Source organism: Polyangium sp. y55x31 (assembly GCF_029946505.1).
Classification (GTDB): Bacteria; Myxococcota_A; Polyangia; order Polyangiales; family Polyangiaceae; genus Polyangium.
In genome coordinates, this window is the sequence record NZ_JARZHG010000004.1 from 405,012 (window position 1) to 422,887 (window position 17,876).

At 70.0% G+C, this 17,876-nt stretch carries 15 protein-coding genes; 7 read left to right on the forward strand and 8 right to left on the reverse strand.

The window, feature by feature from the left end:
• The first annotated feature begins 2 nt into the window (after positions 1-2).
• Positions 3-1,412 (forward strand): hypothetical protein, encoded by a 1,410-nt coding sequence (locus tag QHF84_RS10665; RefSeq protein ID WP_281313123.1) that lies wholly within the window; start codon positions 3-5, stop codon positions 1,410-1,412.
• Positions 1,413-1,439: 27 nt separating this feature from the next.
• Here the strand turns inward: QHF84_RS10665 and QHF84_RS10670 are convergent, their stop codons facing one another.
• The 5 genes from QHF84_RS10670 to QHF84_RS10690 form a co-directional block, all read right to left on the reverse strand.
• Positions 1,440-1,826, reverse strand: a complete 387-nt coding sequence (locus QHF84_RS10670) for a YbjN domain-containing protein (protein WP_272419494.1) — start codon at positions 1,824-1,826, stop codon at positions 1,440-1,442.
• A gap of 11 nt (positions 1,827-1,837) precedes the next feature.
• On the reverse strand, positions 1,838-2,551 hold the full coding sequence (locus QHF84_RS10675; RefSeq protein WP_281313124.1) for a histidine kinase dimerization/phospho-acceptor domain-containing protein: 714 nt from the start codon (positions 2,549-2,551) through the stop codon (positions 1,838-1,840).
• Between the two features lie 70 nt (positions 2,552-2,621).
• A complete protein-coding gene (locus tag QHF84_RS10680) occupies positions 2,622-3,680 on the reverse strand; it encodes a hypothetical protein (RefSeq protein WP_281313125.1) in 1,059 nt (352 codons plus the stop codon).
• The gene (locus tag QHF84_RS10685; protein WP_281313126.1) at positions 3,677-4,585 is read right to left on the reverse strand and encodes an alpha/beta hydrolase; all 909 of its coding nucleotides are present in this window, start codon (positions 4,583-4,585) and stop codon (positions 3,677-3,679) included. Before QHF84_RS10685 ends, QHF84_RS10680 begins: the two co-directional genes overlap by 4 nt.
• Positions 4,582-4,815, reverse strand: a complete 234-nt coding sequence (locus QHF84_RS10690) for a TIGR04563 family protein (protein WP_136926995.1) — start codon at positions 4,813-4,815, stop codon at positions 4,582-4,584. Before QHF84_RS10690 ends, QHF84_RS10685 begins: the two co-directional genes overlap by 4 nt.
• 202 nt (positions 4,816-5,017) lie before the next feature.
• On the opposite strand from QHF84_RS10690, the gene QHF84_RS10695 reads away from it, so the two are divergent.
• On the forward strand, positions 5,018-6,292 hold the full coding sequence (locus tag QHF84_RS10695; RefSeq protein ID WP_281313127.1) for a response regulator: 1,275 nt from the start codon (positions 5,018-5,020) through the stop codon (positions 6,290-6,292).
• Here QHF84_RS10695 and QHF84_RS10700 read toward each other — a convergent pair.
• Positions 6,289-8,274: an aconitase family protein gene (locus QHF84_RS10700; protein WP_281313128.1), complete on the reverse strand. Its 1,986-nt coding sequence runs from the start codon at positions 8,272-8,274 to the stop codon at positions 6,289-6,291. The two genes, QHF84_RS10695 and QHF84_RS10700, sit on opposite strands and share 4 nt — an antisense overlap.
• Before the next feature lie 140 nt (positions 8,275-8,414).
• Entirely contained in the window at positions 8,415-9,578 is a 1,164-nt protein-coding gene (locus QHF84_RS10705) for a hypothetical protein (protein ID WP_281313129.1), read from the reverse strand.
• Positions 9,579-9,610: 32 nt separating this feature from the next.
• Between QHF84_RS10705 and QHF84_RS10710 the strand changes: the two genes are divergently transcribed.
• The 5 genes from QHF84_RS10710 to QHF84_RS10730 all read left to right on the forward strand — a co-directional run bounded on the left by QHF84_RS10710 (position 9,611) and on the right by QHF84_RS10730 (position 16,424).
• Positions 9,611-11,242: an amidohydrolase family protein gene (locus QHF84_RS10710; RefSeq protein ID WP_281313130.1), complete on the forward strand. Its 1,632-nt coding sequence runs from the start codon at positions 9,611-9,613 to the stop codon at positions 11,240-11,242.
• A gap of 94 nt (positions 11,243-11,336) precedes the next feature.
• Positions 11,337-12,665 (forward strand): FAD-dependent oxidoreductase, encoded by a 1,329-nt coding sequence (locus tag QHF84_RS10715; RefSeq protein WP_281313131.1) that lies wholly within the window; start codon positions 11,337-11,339, stop codon positions 12,663-12,665.
• A 5-nt stretch (positions 12,666-12,670) separates the two neighbouring features.
• Positions 12,671-13,384 carry a glycosyltransferase family 2 protein gene (locus QHF84_RS10720; RefSeq protein WP_281313132.1) on the forward strand — a complete coding sequence of 238 codons (714 nt, stop codon included), beginning with the start codon at positions 12,671-12,673 and terminating at the stop codon, positions 13,382-13,384.
• Between the two features lie 68 nt (positions 13,385-13,452).
• A complete protein-coding gene (locus tag QHF84_RS10725) occupies positions 13,453-15,168 on the forward strand; it encodes a glycerol-3-phosphate dehydrogenase/oxidase (protein ID WP_281313133.1) in 1,716 nt (571 codons plus the stop codon).
• Complete coding sequence (locus QHF84_RS10730) at positions 15,165-16,424, forward strand: hypothetical protein (protein WP_281313134.1); 1,260 nt, start codon at positions 15,165-15,167, stop codon at positions 16,422-16,424. Before QHF84_RS10725 ends, QHF84_RS10730 begins: the two co-directional genes overlap by 4 nt.
• Here the strand turns inward: QHF84_RS10730 and QHF84_RS10735 are convergent.
• Positions 16,421-17,752: a S41 family peptidase gene (locus tag QHF84_RS10735; RefSeq protein WP_281313135.1), complete on the reverse strand. Its 1,332-nt coding sequence runs from the start codon at positions 17,750-17,752 to the stop codon at positions 16,421-16,423. The two genes, QHF84_RS10730 and QHF84_RS10735, sit on opposite strands and share 4 nt — an antisense overlap.
• Between the last annotated feature and the right edge of the window lie 124 nt (positions 17,753-17,876).

The following is a 17,876-nucleotide window of genomic DNA, read 5'->3' on the forward strand; positions in this document are numbered from 1 at the left end:
CCATGAAAAGGGGGGTCTTGCTCGGCATCGTGGGAATCGCGGTCGCTGCTTGCAAGAAGCCGCCGCCGCCCCCGCCCGAGGACAAACCGCCGCCGCCTCCGCCGAGCGCGAGCGTCGTGTCCGCGCCGCCCGAGCCTCCGCAGGCGAAGGTGCCGACGTTCGTGGTGGAGCCCTTCGAGCCTCTGAAAACCCTGACGGCGACGGTCCACGTCATCGACGGCGCGGTGATCGTGACCGAGGGCCTGCGCGTCGGCCGGATCGACGGCGAACGCGTGGCGTGGTTCGGCGAGATCCCGGACGACAACAAGGACATCGGCGGCAACGAAATCCGCTTCGTCTGGGGCTCTTGGCCGGACGGCGTCGACGTGTATTACTCGGGCAAACGCGGCTACGGCTGGCGCCCCACGATCGTCCCGCTCACGGGGAAAGGCTCGCGGCTGATGTTCGGCGACGAGGACCAGGGCGGCTGGTTCCAGGGCGTCGCGCGCCTCGGCCCGACGGTGATCGTGGCCTCGGGGAATTCGACGGGCCGGCGCCGCTCGGTCATTCGAGGGCCCACGCGAACGTTCGAGCCGATCCGGGCCGAGCAAGGCGGCTGCAAGCCCGAGGAGGTCCCGGTATCGAGGCTCGAGCCCGTGCGCCTGGCCCTGCCCTACTGGGAGATCGGCGCGACCGGGGCCGGCACGTTCATGACCGTGGGCAACCTCTGCAACCGCGAGAATGCGCTGGCCGTGGAGGTCTGGGATCAGCAGGGGACGTCGCGCATCGTCGAGCTCTCCGGCATGGTGAAGCACAAGGCGGGGTTTCCGACGCCGGTCCCCGGAAAAGGCGACGAGCTCTGGCTCTCGACGAGCCCCGTGATCCATTACAAGGCCGGGACGTTCGAGGCCTTGCCGCCGATCGGGCCGAGGCTCCAGAGGCTCTTCGTTTCGCCGTCCGGCAAGCTCCACGCGCTCGCGGGCCGCGGGATCTTCCGCTTCGACGAGGGCCGGTGGACCCGCATCGCGAACCTGCCCTATCCCATGAAATTCAGGTCCATGGGAATGGACGACGCGGGGACGATCTGGGTCCGGTACGCCTGGCCCGCCAGGCTGCGAGAATCAAAAGGCGAGCCTGCCGAAGACGAATGCACGACGCCGTTCGTTTACGTCGGCGAAATGCCCTTGCCCGAGGGCGCATCGTACACGTTCCGAACGACCCTGGACGCGCTCACCACGTTCCCCGCCCTGTCCGAGATCAGCGGCATCGAATACATCGAGGGCGGGGGCCAGCACTTCGGGGTCCAGGTGAAGAGCTGGGCGCAGGCCGACGCCGTCATCGCGCACATCCGCGCGAACGTGCCGGACGCGTCGCCCGAGCGGCTCTGTTTCGCCCCGAAAGTGCCGAACGTGGTCGAGATCAAACGAGAATGAGCCGACCGACGGCCCGCGCGAGGACCGCTACGGCGACGCGAGGTAATCGTGGTAATGGTGGAAATACTTCACCAGCCGCTCGGTCGCGTCGGCGAACTCCGGAAAGTCGAGCGATTCGGTAGGTAGCTCCGCGCAGAGCACCACCTCGCCCTGGCCGCCCTGCGCGAACTTCGCGATGCGCATGTCCCGGTTGAGGAGCAAGAGCCGCCGCGGCAGCTCCGGCGAGGGCTGGATGCGCGAGGAGAGCACCGGCAGGAGCGAGAGCAAAAGCCAGTGCTCGCTGCACTGGATGAAGTACGGGGGCAAGGACTCGTTGCCAGGCCTCCGGGGAAAGACGCGCAGCGTCTTCGGGCCTTCGTCCTTGACCTCGTAATCGAGCCTCTCGAGCCAACCGCGGACCGTCTCGACGTCCATCGCGACGGAGCCTAGCGTTCTTCCGGGCAAGATGCGACGAGACAGAGCCGCGCACGGCCATGGTCCTCGTCCGTCGTGTCGAGCCGGCCCCCGAGCAGCATCGCCGCGAGGCGCACGCAGTAGAGCGAGAGCCCCCGCCCGTACGCCGCCTGGATGTACCTCCGCCGCTGCGCCGGCGGCGCCCCCGTGGGCGGCGGATCGACGTGGAGCTGCGATCGCGACGCGAACCGGACCTCGACCCGCGCCTCCGTCCCCTCGCGCGCCGCCGTGACCACGAGGCGCGTCCGCGGCGCCGCACGCTCGATCCCGAACGCGATGAGGTTGTCGATCGCCCGCCCGCAGAGCACGCGATCACACCGCACGATCACCTCGCCTTGCCGGAGGCCCGCATCGAGCACGAGCTCGACCTCCGCCGCCGCAGCCTGCTTGTCGAGCCGCCCGATCGCCTCCCGCCCGACGAGGACGAGATCACACGCCGTAGACGCGCCCGACGTGGGCCCGCCCCGACGCGCGACGAGGTCGATGTTGCCCGCGAGGCGCCGCAAGACGTCGCAGAGCATCTGCGCATCGGCGAGGGCCTCGGCCGTCTCCGTGCCCACGCCCGGCCCGAGCGAGCTTTCGACGAAGCTCAGGTTCGTGATCAGCGCGGCAATGGGGTTGTTGAGGTCGTGCGCCATCACGGCCATCAGCTCTTCGAGCGACGCATCAACCCCCAGATCGGCCATGGTCGGCCAGGATACCGCGATCCTTCGTCCTGAGCACGGAAACAATGTAGAACCTTAGAAAAATCTCACCTTACAAAGACAGGACCGCGGCCTCGCCACGCTCGGCGACGCGGGCCGAGATCAGCGTGAGCAGGCTCTTGCGGCGTTCGTCGAGGTCCACGAGGGTGCGCGGCGAGACGAGCCAGGTCTCGAACGGGCCCGAGGCGAGGAGGTCGCGCGCATGGTCGCGATCGAGCGCGAGGAGGGCCTTTTGCAGGCCACGCGGGAAACGCGCGACGGGGCGAAGGCGCGAGAGGAGGACGTCGAGGGCGCGGGGATCGACCTTCGACGGGAACGCGGCGGCATTGTCGGTGAGGTGGACCGCCTGGGCGACGTCGTCGAAATGGACCGAGCGGCGCAGGACATGGCCCGCGAGGTAATCGAGGACGAGGGTTTCGACGTAGTCGGCGAGGAGCGAGGGGTTTTCCCCGGGATGCGGATCGGGCGAGGCGGCCCAGCGCGCCCAGGTCTCGGCTTCGAGGGAGTGGTCGAGCGTGACGTCGTGGCCCGCGGGCAGGGTCCACGCGCCGGGGCCGTCGCCGCGGCCGGGGGCGAACATCAAGGCGTCGACGGTGCCGTCGTTCTGCACGGCGGCGTGGAGCGCGAGGTAGTCGCGGAGATCACGCTGGCCCGCGAAGAGCGCGCCGAGCTCGCCAGTGCCGATCCGCCGGAGCACGGCGGCGGGGACGACGCGCATGCCGAGGGCCCGCGCGAGCCGCTCGAACGCGAGGCTCCGCCGATACGCGACAGGGCTTTCCGTGAGCGAGAGCAGGAGGAGCGCGGGCGCGGATCCGGGCGGGTCTTGCCGTTCGATCGTGGCGCGAAAGAGCCCCGGCCGGTGCCAGCCGACGAGGGAGACCGAGGTCAGCGGGGCGTGCAGAAGCTCGCGCCGCACGGGATCGGCCTCGACGTCGAGCTCTTTCAGCGGTGGTCTTTTGGCCGCGCTGGCGACGGGCGCCACGCTCGCGACCGTCACGGCGGACGGCAGAGGCTTCATTTCGGCCGGCGGATCCGGCCGATCTCGCGTACAGGCCCCGAGGACGAGCGCCGCCGCGGCGATCCGCGAGAGCGCGCCGCCCGGGTCCTTCATACGAGCACGCGCTCGCGCAGAAACCGCTGAATCCGGTCGCGCACGAGGTCGGGGCGCTCGATGGGCACGGCGTGGGAGCCGCCGTTCACCATGAGCAGCTCGCCGTGCGGCAGCGCGGCGGCCATCTCCTCGGCGTAGCGGGGCGGCGTGAAGGTATCGCGATCCCCTGCGATCACGAGCGCCGGCACGGTCACCTTTGGCAAGAGATCCGCGGCCGAATGGTCTCCGGCCGACCGGAGCATCCGCAGGAACATGGACGCGTCGATGTCGACCATGTGCTTGAGGTACGGCATCACGTCCTCGGGACGGATCGACCGATCGATCTCGCCGGTCAGCATGGCCAGCCTGAGCGCCGCCTCGGCCGGCACCCGGCCCCAGAGCGCCCGCACGATCTCCGGGTGGGCCTCGACGCGCGCGATGAGCTTCGGCAGCATCTGCGCGAGCACGTCGGTGCCCTTGAACGTGTGGGTGATCCGGCCCGGCGCGCCGCAGATCAGGACGAGCGCGCGCACCTTCTCGGGCCGGAGCCGGTAGGCCTCGAGCGAGACCTGGCAGCCCATCGAGTGGCCGACGAGCACGACCTCGGGGTCACCGACCGAGCGCCGGACCGTGTCGAGGTCGTGCGCGTGGTCGACGAGCTCGATGCGCTTCGGATCGGCGGGCAGGCTGCTACGACCGTGGCCGCGGTAGTTCCAGTGGGCGACGCTGGCCACGGGGGAGAGGTCGTCCCACAGGTACTTCCAGATGAACCCGTCGCAGGCGATCCCGTCGGTGAGCAGGACCGTGAGATCCGAGGGGCCCCGCCTTCGCCGCACGAAGAGGCGTGTCGTGTCGGGGGCAATGGCGAACGAGGCGGTCTGGGGGGCGCTCCCGCTCGAGGGAGGGGGAAAACTGCTCGTCGTCAATCGCCGAGATCCTCTTCGCCTTCACCGACCTCGTTCACGCTCGGCAGCTTTTTGATCTCGAGCCGGGCGAGCTTCCAGGCGCGCTGCACCACCCACGACAAAGACCGATCGAGCCGCGCCGCTTCTTCCTTGATCTCCTGGAGCATCGACTCCGGGAAGTAGAGACTTTGCTTCCTTTTGTCGGTCTTCGACGCCTCGTTGTTCTTCGCCAGCGTGTCTTTGTCGTTCATGGCTCCCCGAAGGCGTGAGCTAGCTACAAGGGAATACCTTAGCGCACGCGGGATGCACGAGGAAGCGCCGCGGGAGCAAGCTCACGCTGATCCCGTGGTCTTCCGCACATCAAAAACGTTGAAATCTTACCTTCCGCCGAACCCCTCGTCCGTCCACGCACGGACGCTCCGCTCTCGTCAGCCGGCATGGTAGGTTCGCTTCATGTCGGGCGATTTCGTGCTCGTCGTGGATGCGGATCTCTCCGCGTACCGGGCCCTCGTCGAAGGGCTGCCGTCCGATACGTACGATGTCGTCTCGGTCGCCACGGCGCGCGCCGGATTCAACGTCGCCTGCGCGCTCGAACCCCACGTGATCGTGGCCTCGCTGGATTTGCCCGACGCCGACGCGCTGGAGCTCGCGTCGGTGATCCGTGGCCACGATACGCGTGTCGCTTACACGCCCCTCGTCGTCCTGACCGAGTCGGATGCGGAATCGACGCGCCTCGCCGTGCTCGGCAGCGGCGCCGACGTCGTGCTCTCCGCCCCCATCGATCCCGTCGAGCTCGTGGCCCAGGTGAACGCGATGATCGCCATGGGCGAGCGCATCCGCGAGCTCGAACGTGGTCAGTCGATCCTGCCCCCCGCGAGCGACGGCGAATCGTTCGCGGTGCTCGGCGACCCGACGAAGATGTCGATCGCCAGCGTGCTCGGCGCGCTCGAGCTCGAACAACGCAGCGGCGAGCTGCGCTTCTTCAGCACCACGAGCCCGAGCCGCCTCGCCCTGTACATCGCCTCCGGCGTGATCGTGAGCGGGATGCTCGATCAAACGAGTATCTCCCCGCTCGAAGCCCTGAAAGCCGCGCTCACGTGGTCAGGGACACAGTTCGGATTCGTGGCGCGAGAACCGATGCCAGCGCCGCCGGGCGCGCAGCAGCTCGGGGCGCTGCTCATCGCGGCGTTCAACGAGACCGCGCCGAGTGATCGGCTGGCGCAGGAGATCGAGGCGAGCCAGCGGCTCTTCCGCGAGACGGCGGCGAGCCTGAAGCTGACGGAGTCGATCGCGGGGCTGCGCGCGGCGGCGAGCCTCAGGTTCGGCGAGACGGCGTCGGGGCTCCGGCTCGAAGACACGGCGGCCGGGAGGCGGTTTCTGCGCGACACGGCAGCGGGGCTCCGGCTCGGGAGTACGTCCGCGGGGGCACGCGTCGTGGAGCCGGTGCCGGCGATCAAGCTCGGGGATACGGCGGCCGAGATCCGCATGGGGAGCACGACGAGCGGCAAGGTCGCGCCCGCGCCGGATCCGGCCGAGCTCACGAGCACGCTGACGAGCTTCGATCAACGCGCGACGCCGACGCCCGCGCAGCCCGACGAGGAGCGGACGAGCACGCGCGTGCGCACCACCCCGAAGCCCGACCTCTCCGCCGAGAAAGCGGCCATGCGAGGCACGTTCCGCGGGCTCGAGGTCGAGCAGGTGATCAAATCATCGCGAGGCGGGAGCTAGATCGCCGCAGGCTCGACGATCCGGCCGGCGATCGCGCTCGCGGCGACGACGAGCGGGCTCGCGAGGTAGACCTTTCCGGGGCCCGAGCGACCGGGGAAGTTGCGGTTGATCGCGGAGACCGTGACCTCGTCCGCCGTGAACGACACGCCCGGCCCGGCCTTGATGCAGGCGCCGCACGAGGGGTCCACGAGCTCGGCGCCCGCGCGCTGGAAGATCTCGATGTAGCCCTTCTGCTCGGCGTAGCGGCGAATGTCCTGCGAGCCGAACTGGATGTAGAGGTGCACGCCCTCGGCCACGCGCTTGCCTTGCTCGACCGCAGCCCGCAGGACCTCGGCGTACATGTCCATGTCCGCCTTCTTCCCACCCGTGCACGAGCCGCCGTAGGCCACGTTGATCTTCACGTCGCCGCCCGCGACCTCGGCGAGCGAGCGCAGAGGCACGCCGTTCCGCGGATCGCCCGGCGTCGCGACCATCGGCTCGATCGCGGCGAGGTCGACGTCGAAGACCGCCATGTACGTGGCGCCCTCGTCGGCCCGCACGATCTTCGCGCGCACGGCGTCCGCGTCGAGGCCACGTTGCTTGACGAGGTAGTCGACGACCACCTCGTCGGCCTCGATGATGCCCGTGAAGCCGCCCGCCTCGACGGCCATGTTCGTGAGCGTCGCGCGCTCGTCGAGCCCCATCGCGCGCACGCCCTCGCCCGCGAACTCGAGCACCTTGCCGATGCCCTCGCCGCTCTTCCAGAACGGCTGCGAGAGCAGGTAGAGCATCACGTCCTTGGCGGTCACGCCCGGACGGAGCTTACCGTGCAGGTTGAAGCGCGCCGACTCGGGCACGGCGACGCGGATGTCGCGCGTGAGCCAGGCGTTCGCCATGTCGGTCGAGCCGACGCCGAACGCGAAGCAGCCGAGCGCGCCGGCCATGCACGTGTGCGAGTCCGTGCCCGCCACGACCTCTCCGGGCAGCGCGATCTCCTCGATCACCTTGTTGTGGCAGATCGCCTCGGAGCCGACGGTCTTACCGTCCCGTACGACCTCGCCGTAGAGCTTGACCCGGTGCTTCTGGGTGAAGGCCTCCTGCACCGTGGCGAGCGAGGCGGCCTGCTCCTGGAGGCCCATCTTCTTGTGCGCCTCGGGCATGATGAGGTCGAGGAACGTGAGGTGATCGCGGAACGCGTACACGCTCTCCGGCGCCTCCACCTTCGCGTCGGGCCCGAAGCCCGCGCGGAAGAGCGACTCCGCCATCGGCGTGACGTACTCGTGCGAGAAGCGGACGTCGGTGCGCACGAAGAGCGAGTCGCCGGGCTTGACCGCAGGCACGCCGATCGCGCCCGTCTTCGCGTCGACGATCGCCCGCGACGCGATGATCTTCTCGCAGAGCGTCATCGGCCGCGGCGGCGTGTCGATCGTCGGCGGCGAGACCTCGCCTGCGAGGCGCGCCTTGTTGTAGGTGAACAGGCCGCCGTACTCGACGACGTCGCGGCTGATCGGGTCGAGCCCGCGCGTGAACTCGGCGATCGGGATCTCTTCGCCGCGGCGGACGCGGTCGAGGATGCCGAAGTCCGTGGTCGTGAGCAGGCCGATGTTCTGGCAGTTCTGCCCGTAGATCTTCTCGATGCTCTTCGCGACGACGATCTGGATGCCCGCCTCGCGTTCGGAGTACGGCGCGGTCTCGCGCGATGATCCGCAGCCCTTCGAGCGGCCGCTGACGATCACGCCGAAGCCGCCGTTCTTGATGGCGTCGCGCTCGATGATCCCGCCGCGCAGGCCGACCAGGCAGTACCGAGCGAGCGTCTCGTCGTAGTAGTAACAAACCCAGCCCGGCGTGAGCTCGTCGGTCGAGATGTTGTTGACGAGGGCATGGCGCTCGGGGTCGAAGTCGATCGAGCCTCCGGCGAGCTGCGCGCGGAGCGCCTCGGGATCCTCGGTCAGGTACAGGATACGTCCGCTCGGGCGGACCGATGTGCGACGGGGGATGGGCATGTTCCTCCTCGACCCTCACTCGGCGAGAGCACGGGGACCTCTCGCGCCGGCACGGTGATTTATCCCGATCCGAAGGCCGGATCCAATGCGGACTTTCCGCAAATTTTTCGCGCACCTTGACGCGTCGTGGCACGAGGGGTCTACCACCCGCCGCAGTCGTCGAGGCGGATTCCCTTCAGCCACTCCCAGCCGAAGCGGCCTTGGCCGACCTCCACGAACACGTCCTGGCCCTCGTGCAGCGACGTGAAGACGTCGCGCTGCACCGGCAGCTCGACGGGCGCGCTCTCCCCCGGCAAACCGGTGAGGTGCACGAAGTACGACGTGCTCGTCTTGTACGTGCGTGATCCCTTCGAGGCGACGCGCGCCCCGAGGCATGCCGGCAGATCCGCGTCCATGCGTCCGTTCATGGCGATCGCGGTGCCCGCGCCGGAGAGCGGCATGCCGAGGAGCAGGAAGCAGAAACACGCGCCGAAGAGGCGGAAGCTCACGGAGCGGCCGCGCACGAGCACGCCGACGAGCGGGAGCGTGCAGAGCCACGCGACGAGCCCGAGCGCCGCGCCCATGATCGTCGCGCTGCTGCCGAGCGGGTAATACGCGCCGCGCGCCCACGAAAGGAGGTAAAACCCGACGAACGCGAGCACGGCGGACACCACGGCCGCGATCGGACCGGCGAGCCAGAGCGGCGGCGCATGGGGCCGCGCGCTCGGCGTGGGCAAGGCCTCTGCGATCGCGCCGAGCTCGCCACACGCCCCGCGCAGTGCGTCCGCGTCGAAGCGCTCGCCCGCGTCACGCACGGCGAGCAGTTTGCCGCCGCCGTCGTGGATCGCGACGGCCGAGAAGCCCGCGTCGAGCAGCGCGAGGACACGCTCCCGCACGCGCGCCTCGCCGAGCACGCGCTGCACGTCGAAGTCCGGCGCGTCCGACTCCACGTACACGGCCGCGTCGAAGGTCGCGTCGCCGGTCTGCACCTCGCGGTTGATCCGGAGCTTCTTGCCGAGCATGTCGAGCGACGTCTCGCGTCGGATCACGATCGGCGGCCTCGCCGAGGCGCCGCCCGCGGCGGCCTCGATCTCGACCTCCGCCCGCCCCGCTCGCCCGTGCCGGAGCCGGAGCACGAACGGCTGTCCCTGCGCCGTCACGCGGAGCGCGCCGCCTTCGTTCTCCGCGCCGAGGGCCTGGCCGAGCGCGAGGAAACGTCGATCGAGCTCGGCGCGCTCGGCGTCCTGCTTGCGCCCGAGCCCCAGCAAAACGAGCACGAGGACGGCCGCGAGGCAGAGGCAAAGGACGAGGGCGACGGCGAGCACGAGGCCTATCCTAGCGTGGTACCCTGCCCAGGATGACCGACGAATTCGACCTCGTGGTGCGCGGCGGTGACGTCATCGACGGCACGGGCAGGCCACGCTTCGCGGCGGACGTCGGCGTCAAGGAAGGACACGTCGCGGCGCTGACGGTCCCGGGCGCAATCACGGGCAAGGAGACGCTCGACGCCCGCGGCCTCGTGGTCGCGCCCGGCTTCGTGGACATCCACTCGCACGCCGACTGGCTGCTCCCGCTCGAAGATCACGGCGACATCCTCGCGCCGATGTTGCGGCAGGGCGTGACCTCGCTCGTCGTCGGCAACTGCGGCCACTCGCTCGCGCCGGTCAACGAAGAGTCCACGCGCCTCACCGACGCATCCTCGGAGATCCTGCGCGACCGCGCCTTCCCCTACACGTGGCGCTCGACCGCCGAGATGCTCGACGCCATCGAGGCGCGCGGCGTGGCCTTCAACGTGGCGTTCCTCGCGGGGCACGGGACGATCCGTCAATCGGTCATGGGCAACGCGCCGCGCGCGCCGACGGCGGACGAGCTCGATGCGCTCCGTCGCGCGACGCGGGATTCGCTCCGTGAAGGCGCCTTCGGCCTCTCCGCGGGCCTCGCCTACAAGCCGGGCGTCTTCGCGCAGTCGGACGAGCTCGCCTCGCTCTCCAGCGTCGTCGCCGAAGAAGGCGCGATCTTCACGGTGCACGGCCGCGCCTACGTGTGGATCTCGCCCTTCTACAAGCCGATGCTCCTCGGCGCGCCGCACAACGTTCGCTCCGTCGACGAGCTCGTCACGGCGGCGAAACGTGGCGGCGCGCGCCTCCAGCTCTCGCATCAGATCTTCATCGGCCGCCGCACCTGGCGCACCTACCCCACGGTGCTCCGGCGCATCGAGGAGGCCGTCGCATCCGGCGTCGACGTCGCGTTCGACGCGTTCCCGTACACCGTCGGCAACACGACCATCAACGCGATCCTGCCTGCGTGGGTGCTCGACCATTTCGAGGAGCGCATCCGCGACCCCAAGGTCCTCGCGCGCCTGCGCCGCGAGTTCACGATGTTCCGCCTCGCGCTCGGTCTCGACTGGTCCGACATCACGGTCACCTGGGGCGGCGGCATCGCCTCGCTCGAACCGCTCGAAGGCCTCGACATCGCCGCGATCGCGCGCCGCCTCGGCGTCTCGCCCTTCGACGCGTACGTCCACGTCTCGCGGGAAAGCTCGGGCGCGGCGCGCGTGCTCATCGGCACCTACTCCGGCGACGACACGCAGGAAGACCCGCTCCGCGCCGTCCTCTCGCACAGGCTCTGCGCCTTCGAGACCGACGCGATCCTCACGCGCCGCGGCCGCTTCCACAACCCAGCCTCCTTCGGCACGTTCCCGCGCGTGCTCGGCCGTTACAGCCGCGATCTCCGCCTCTTCTCGCTCGAAGAGGCCGTCCGCCGCATGACCTCCTTCCCTGCCGAGCGTATCGGCCTGCCCGGCATCGGCCGCCTCGCGCCCGGCTACGCGGCCGACCTCGTGCTCTTCGATCCTCAGCGCGTCGGCGAAGGCGGCCCGAACGCGCCGCCCGTCGGCATCGACAAGGTCGTCCTCGGCGGCCATGTCGTCGTGGATCGCGGCGTCACGCGCCTCGACCGGCCGCGCGGTCGCGTCTTGCGGCGGCGCTAGTCGGATCGTGCGGAACGTCTCTCCCGGCCCGGCGAAGGCCTGCTAGAGTCCGGCGCTCCCTGCGCACGGCCGCGGGGATTTCCGACTCGACCGGATGATTCGTTCTCCCCGCACCCCCGTCGCGATCCTGGGCGCTGGCCTGACTGGCATGTCGGCGTCGTTCCACCTCGGCCGTGCGGGCGCCTCGCATCGCATCTTCGAGCGGCTCGGCCGGCCGGGCGGGCATGCGATCACCCTGGAGGACGAGGGTTACCGCTTCGATCGGACGGGCCATCTCCTGCACCTGCGCGACGCGGATCTGCGCGCGCTCGCGCTCGGCTGGATCGGCGACGACTGGGTCGAGGTCGATCGCCGCTCGCGCATCTGGTCGCACGGCACCTACACGCGATATCCCTTCCAGGCGAACACCTTCGGCCTGCCGCCCGAGGTCGCCTACGAGTGCCTGCACGGGTTCGTCCGGGCGTACCACAACCCCGACAAACCCACGCCGAAGAACTTCGAGGAGTTCTGCCTCCAGCATTTCGGCGAGGGGATCAGCAAGCACTTCATGATCCCCTACAACACGCGGCTCTGGGGCGTCTCGCCGCGGGAGATCACGGCCGCGTGGTGCTCGCGGTTCGTACCCTTGCCCAAGCTCGAAGACGTGCTCGCGGGCGCCGTGGGCCTGAACGACCGGGAGCTCGGGTACAATGCGCGGTTCGTCTATCCGCGGCTCGGCATCGGCAAGCTCGCGGAGGGCATGGCGAAGAGCCTGCCTGCGCGGATCGAGCTCGGTCGTGCGCCTGCCTCGATCGATTTCGAGGCGCGCGAGCTGCATTTCGAGGACGAGACCGTCCCGTACGACGTGCTCGTCTCCACGGCGCCGCTCCCCGTGCTCGTCGAGCGCCTCGCCGGCGCGCCGGCGAACGTCGTGGAAGCGGCGCGGCGCCTGCGCTGCACGCACCTCCATTACCTCGACATCGCGCTCGACGGCCCTTGTGGCGAGCCGCTCCACTGGGTCTACGTGCCCGAGGAAAAGTATCCGTTTTACCGGGTCGGCTGTTACTCGAACTTTTCCGCGGCAATGGCCCCGCCAGGCAAAGCGAGCCTCTACGTCGAGCTCGCGGACCGCAGCGAGCCCGACCTCCCTTCGCTTTTGCCCCGCGTCGCCGAGGGCCTCACGGAGATGCGGCTCATCGATTCGCCGAAGCAGATCCGCTTCGCGCGGGTGCGCCGCATCGACCATGCGTACGTGATCTTCGATCATGCGTATTTCGAATCGCTCGAGGTCGTCTTGCCGTTCCTCGAACGGAACGGCATCGTGACCGCGGGCCGCTACGGCGGATGGAATTACTCGTCGATGGAGGACGCCTTGCGTTTCGGCCGTGACGCCGCGGCGAAGGCGGTCTCCACGCTCGGCGAAAGCGCGGCGAAGGAGCCGTGAGCCCGATGGATCCCCGGATATCGATCGTCATCCCGGTCTACAACGAGGAGGCCATTCTGCACGCCGCGGTCGTCGACCTGCGCGAGCGGCTGCGCCCCTTCGGTTGGTCCTACGAGATCGTCCTCGCCGAGAATGGCTCGCGCGACCGCACGGTCGAGATCGCAGCCGAGCTCGCCGCCAAATACCCCGAGGTCCGCTTCTTCTCGTTCGGCGAGCCGAACTACGGCGGCGCTCTCCGGCGCGGCATCGTCGAGGAGGCGCGCGGCGAGCTCATCATCTGCGACGAGATCGACCTCTGCGACGCCGATTTCCACAAGCGCGCGGTCGAGCTGCTCGAATCGGACCGCGGGGTGGACATGGTGATCGGCTCAAAACTCCTCGACGGCTCGGCCGACGAACGCCCGCTCGCCCGCCACGCGGCCAGCATTTTCTACAACGGCCTGCTCCGCGTGACGCTCGGCTTCCAGGGCACGGACACACACGGGCTCAAGGCGTTCACGCGGCGAACGCTCCTGCCGATCGCACGCGCGTGCGTGGTCGAGAAGGACGTCTTCGCGAGCGAGTTCGTCATCCGCGCCTACCGCGCGGGCCTGTCGATCCAGGAGATCCCTGTCCGCGTGAAGGAAAAGCGTCCCCCTTCGATCAACCTCGCCAAGCGCGTGCCGAACGTCCTCAAGAGCCTGGCCAAGCTCACCTGGGCGATCCGGATCAAGGGCTAGTCCCCGGGCCGAGCGAGCCCACCCGCGCGCCTCTGCGACCCTCGCCGCGGCGTGCTATGACGCGCACCATGCCGCGTCCCGTCAACAGTTCCGGAAAGGTAGAACCTCGACGATCCGACCACGACGTCGACATCGTCGTCATCGGCGGCGGCGTGAACGGGACGGGCGTCGCTCGCGACGCGTCGATGCGCGGCCTGCGGGTCGCGCTGCTCGAGCGCAACGACCTCGCGTTCGGCGCGAGCGGCAACAACAGCGGCCTCATCCACGGCGGCCCGCGGTACATGCTGAACGACCCGAACGTGACGGCGACCTCGTGCCGGGACTCGGGCTACATCCAGCGCATCGCGCCGCACATGCTCCACCGCGTCCCGTTCTTGATGCCCGTCGAGAACAAGGGCCGCGCGAAGATCATGTTCGCCCTCATCGACGCCTTCTTCGAGGCGTACGACCGCTACCAGCCGCTCAAACGCGGCAAGAAGCACGCGATGCTCACGGCCGAGGAGATGCAAACGCTCGAGCCGGGCCTGCGCGGCAACATCGTCGGCGGCATCAGCTTCGACGAGTGGGGCATCGATGGCGCCCGGCTCTGCGCGGCGAACGCCGTCGACGCGGGCGAGCGCGGCGCGCGCATCCTCGTCGGCTGCACGATGGAGCGCATCGAGCGGCGCGAGGACACGGGCGAGGTCGTCGCCGTGCACTACCGCGACCGCCGCACGGGCAAGACGGGCAAGCTGCGCACGGGCACGGTCATCAACGCGACGGGCGCGTGGGCCCCGATCACGGCATCCCTCGGCCGCATCGCGCCCGCGCGCGCGCGCGTCCGCCCCGGCAAGGGCATCCACATCGTCTACGACCGGCGGCTCTTGAACTACGCCGTCGCCGCGCAGACCATCGACGACCGCCAGATCTTCGTCGCGCCCTGGCAGAACATGACGATCGTCGGCACGACGGACGACGACTTTTACGGCGACCTCGACGAGGTCCGCGCGACGAGCGAAGAGGTGCGCTACCTCGTGCAAGGCGTCGCGCGTGTCTTCCCGCAGATCCACACGGCGCGCGCGATCGGCACCTACGCCGGCGTGCGGCCCACGCTCTACGCGTACGGCCCGCACGAGGATCGGCTCTCGCGCGAGCACCAGATCATCGACCACGCCGCGCACGACGCGCCGGGCGTCTACTCGATGATCGGCGGCAAGCTCGCGAGCTACCGCATCTTCGCCGAGGAGATGACCGACATCCTCGCGGCGCGTTTCGACATCGGCGCGCGTTGCGCCACACACGAGCGCCCGCTGCCGGGCGGCGACAAACCCGTCGACGCGATCGAGCTCGCCGCGCGCATGGAGATCGATCCGGTCGCGGCGCGACGACTCGTGTTCCGTCACGGCTCGCGCTCGCTCCACATCGCCGAGCGCGTGCAAGAACGTCCGCGCGAGGCGGCGATCGTCTGCGCGTGCGAGCCGGTGATCGAGGCCGAGGTCCGACACGTCGTGCGGACCGAGTGGGCCCGTTCGGTCTCGGATGTTTCGCGCAGGACACGCCTCGGCCTCGGCGCGTGCGGCGGCATGCGATGCGCCGCGCGATGCGGGCAGATCGTGGCGCAGGAGCTCGAACTCTCGCCGCGCGAGGGCCTCCAGCAAGCAGCACGTTTCCTCGCGCGCCAGGCGCAGACGCGAGCCGTCGCGCTCGGGCCCGAGCAAGCGCAGCAGGAAGCGCTGGCGATCGCTGCGGTCCGCGCCGAGCTCGGCGTCGACGTGCGCGACCTCGACGAAGGCGAGGCCGCGTGAGCCGCCGCGTCCTCATCCTCGGCGCGGGCGCCGCCGGCCTCTCGGCCGTGTTTGCCGCGCGAAACAGCGGCGCCGACGTCGTCCTCGTCTCGGCCGGCGCGGGCGCGAGCTCGCTCGGCGGAGGCGCCGTCGACGACGTCCCCTGGGAAGAACGTATCCACGCCGCGCGCGTTCTCGGCAGCGCCATCGAGCTCCACGCGTTGCCCGCGGAGGTCGCCGCGTTCTCGAACGCGCTCGGCATCTGGGACCTCCCGGATCGGGCGCCGCCGCCGTTCGTCGCGACGATCGCGGGCCGCCTGCGCCCGGCGCGTGGTCGCGACAAGGGCTTGCTCGATCTCGGCGCGCTCCATGGCAAACGTGTGCTCCTGCCTCGCGCCCCGCGTGCCGGCTGGGATGCCGACGCGATCGCCGCGACGCTCTCCGACGACCCGCTCGCGCGCCGCACGGGCCTGCGCTTCGAGGCCATCGACGCGCCCGTCCTGCGCTTCGCCGACGAGGCGCGTATCTCCGACGGCGACCTCGCGGCGCGGCACGACGATCCGGCGCGGATCGCCTGGCTCGGCGAACGCCTGCGCGAAGCGATCACGGTCGACGCGCGGGTTCATCCGGACGAACCCGCCTCCGCCGTGCTGCTCGGCTCCTGGCTCGGCGCGCGCGCGGCACGCGCGGCGGAGCTCTCCGAGCGGATCGGCGTTCCCGTCGGCGAAGCGCTCGTCGGCGTGGGCTCTGCCGCGGGCCTGCGCTTCGAGGCTGCACAGAAAAAACTCCTCGACGCGCTCGGCGTGAAACGCATCGTCGATCGCGCCGTGTCGCTCGTCCGCGAAGGTGATCGGCTCCTCCTCACGCGCGCCCGCGACACCGCGAAGATCGCGGTCGACGCGGCCGTGATCGCGATGGGCGGCGTCGCCGGCGGCGGCATCGTCTACGACCCGCCCGAGCATGGAGCCGGCGAAGATCTCCCCGCGCGTGGCGCCATCCCCTTCGCGCTCTCCATCGACGCGCCCGTCGCGCTCGCGCTCGGCCGAGGCCCGCTCGACGTCGTCGCCTCCATGCATGGCCCCGAGCTCGATCAGACCGCGTGGCCCAAGGACGCCGCGCCTTCCGCGCTCGAAGCTGTCGGCGTGCATGCGCCCGGCGGCCGCGCCGCTCCCGGCATCTTCGTCGCGGGCGACGCTGTCGCGGCTCGCCCGCGCACCCTCCTCGAGGCCGTCGCCTCGGGCTTGCGCGCGGGCCGCGCCGCCGCTCTGCCCGCCTAACGCGGCGCTGCGCCGAGCCGCTCGATCAGCATCTTGTAGCCTGTCGCCAGCACGAAATCGGATCCCTTCGTCGGGTCCGTCGGCACGTCGCGCGCGGGCCCCGTATCGTCCGCGGTGGCCCGCACGATCGGCCCTCGCGCCACGTTCGTGTTCGCGGTCCCGCCTCCTGCTTCCGCGGGCAGATGCCCGTCGAGATCACTCTCGCGCACCACCTCGCCTGGTTGCAGCGGCCGACTCGCCTCGACGCGCACGTCGGGCTGGATCCCTTGCGCCTGGATCGATCGACCGCTCGGCGTGTAGTACCGCATCGTCGTCAGCCGCATCCCGGCGCCGCCTGGCAGATCGAAGATCGTCTGCACGCTCCCCTTGCCGAACGTCGACGATCCGATCACCGACGCGCGCCGATTGTCCTGCAGCGCGCCTGCCACGAGCTCGGCCGAGCTCGCGGAGTACTCGTTCACGAGCGTCACGATCGGCAGATTCGCGAGCGCGCCGCCGCCGCTCGCCTTCACCTCGTCGATCACCTTGCCACGATGCCGCGTCGTGTAGATGACGCCCGTGTCGAGCATCTCGTCGGCGATGGCCTCGGCCTCGTCGACGAGCCCGCCCGGATTGTTGCGCATGTCGAGCAGCACGCCGCGCAGCGGCCGCGCGCTCTCCTCGCGCAGCTTCTTCGTCACGCGCAAGAGCTCCTCGTGTGTCCCGGCCTGGAATTGCCGCAGCTTCAGATACGCCACGTCGCTGTCGAGCCGCTTGCCCACCACGCTCGCCACGTGGATCTCCTCGCGCGCGAGGTCGAGCTGGATCGCCTCCGACACACCTTGCCGACGCAGCGTGAGCCGCACGCGCGAACCTGCGGGACCGCGCATCAGCCCGATGATCTTCTCGAGCCGCTCGCCGCGCACGGGTTTGCCCTCGATCGCCACGATCTCGTCGCCGGGCTTCACGCCGGCCCGCGCGGCAGGCGAACCCTCCATCGGCGCGAGCACCATCACGCGCTCGTCGCGGAAGTCGACCTCGACGCCGATGCCGCCGAATTTCCCTTCGGTGTCGCTCTGGAAGAGCGTGTACTCCTCGGGGGTCATGTACGCCGAGTGGGGATCGAGCTCGGCGACCATCCCTTTGATCGCACCCTCGACGATTTTATTTCGCTGCGCTGGATCGACGTAGTGGTTCTCGACCAGCACGAGCACCCAGGAGAGCTGGTCGAAGGGGTCGTACGGGCTACTCGCCTGGTTCCTCGCGTGTACGACCTGGCTCGTCACGGCGCCGCCGGCGAAAGCGGCGAGCACGAGTCCGGCGGTCCGGAGCCATCGGGGAGCGGACATGCGCATGCTCCGACCATAGCAGCCCGCGGCCTGGATCACGGCCCGGCCTACAGGGGCCCGGACCCGGGCGAGGGGCCCCCGTTCGTGACGCGCGCCCGCCTGGGGTAGCAACTTCCAGGCGCCC

Excerpts from the sequence above, each read along its gene's own strand:
- QHF84_RS10665 (WP_281313123.1), top strand. The coding sequence starts at position 3 with ATGAAAAGGGGGGTCTTGCTCGGCATCGTGGGAATCGCGGTCGCTGCT.
- QHF84_RS10725 (WP_281313133.1), top strand. The coding sequence starts at position 13,453 with ATGCCGCGTCCCGTCAACAGTTCCGGAAAGGTAGAACCTCGACGATCC.
- QHF84_RS10715 (WP_281313131.1), top strand. The coding sequence starts at position 11,337 with ATGATTCGTTCTCCCCGCACCCCCGTCGCGATCCTGGGCGCTGGCCTG.
- QHF84_RS10710 (WP_281313130.1), top strand. The coding sequence starts at position 9,611 with ATGACCGACGAATTCGACCTCGTGGTGCGCGGCGGTGACGTCATCGAC.
- QHF84_RS10720 (WP_281313132.1), top strand. The coding sequence starts at position 12,671 with ATGGATCCCCGGATATCGATCGTCATCCCGGTCTACAACGAGGAGGCC.
- QHF84_RS10700 (WP_281313128.1), bottom strand. The coding sequence starts at position 8,274 with ATGCCCATCCCCCGTCGCACATCGGTCCGCCCGAGCGGACGTATCCTG.
- QHF84_RS10735 (WP_281313135.1), bottom strand. The coding sequence starts at position 17,752 with ATGTCCGCTCCCCGATGGCTCCGGACCGCCGGACTCGTGCTCGCCGCT.
- QHF84_RS10680 (WP_281313125.1), bottom strand. The coding sequence starts at position 3,680 with ATGAAGGACCCGGGCGGCGCGCTCTCGCGGATCGCCGCGGCGGCGCTC.
- QHF84_RS10690 (WP_136926995.1), bottom strand. The coding sequence starts at position 4,815 with ATGAACGACAAAGACACGCTGGCGAAGAACAACGAGGCGTCGAAGACC.
- QHF84_RS10675 (WP_281313124.1), bottom strand. The coding sequence starts at position 2,551 with ATGGCCGATCTGGGGGTTGATGCGTCGCTCGAAGAGCTGATGGCCGTG.
- QHF84_RS10670 (WP_272419494.1), bottom strand. The coding sequence starts at position 1,826 with ATGGACGTCGAGACGGTCCGCGGTTGGCTCGAGAGGCTCGATTACGAG.
- QHF84_RS10695 (WP_281313127.1), top strand. The coding sequence starts at position 5,018 with ATGTCGGGCGATTTCGTGCTCGTCGTGGATGCGGATCTCTCCGCGTAC.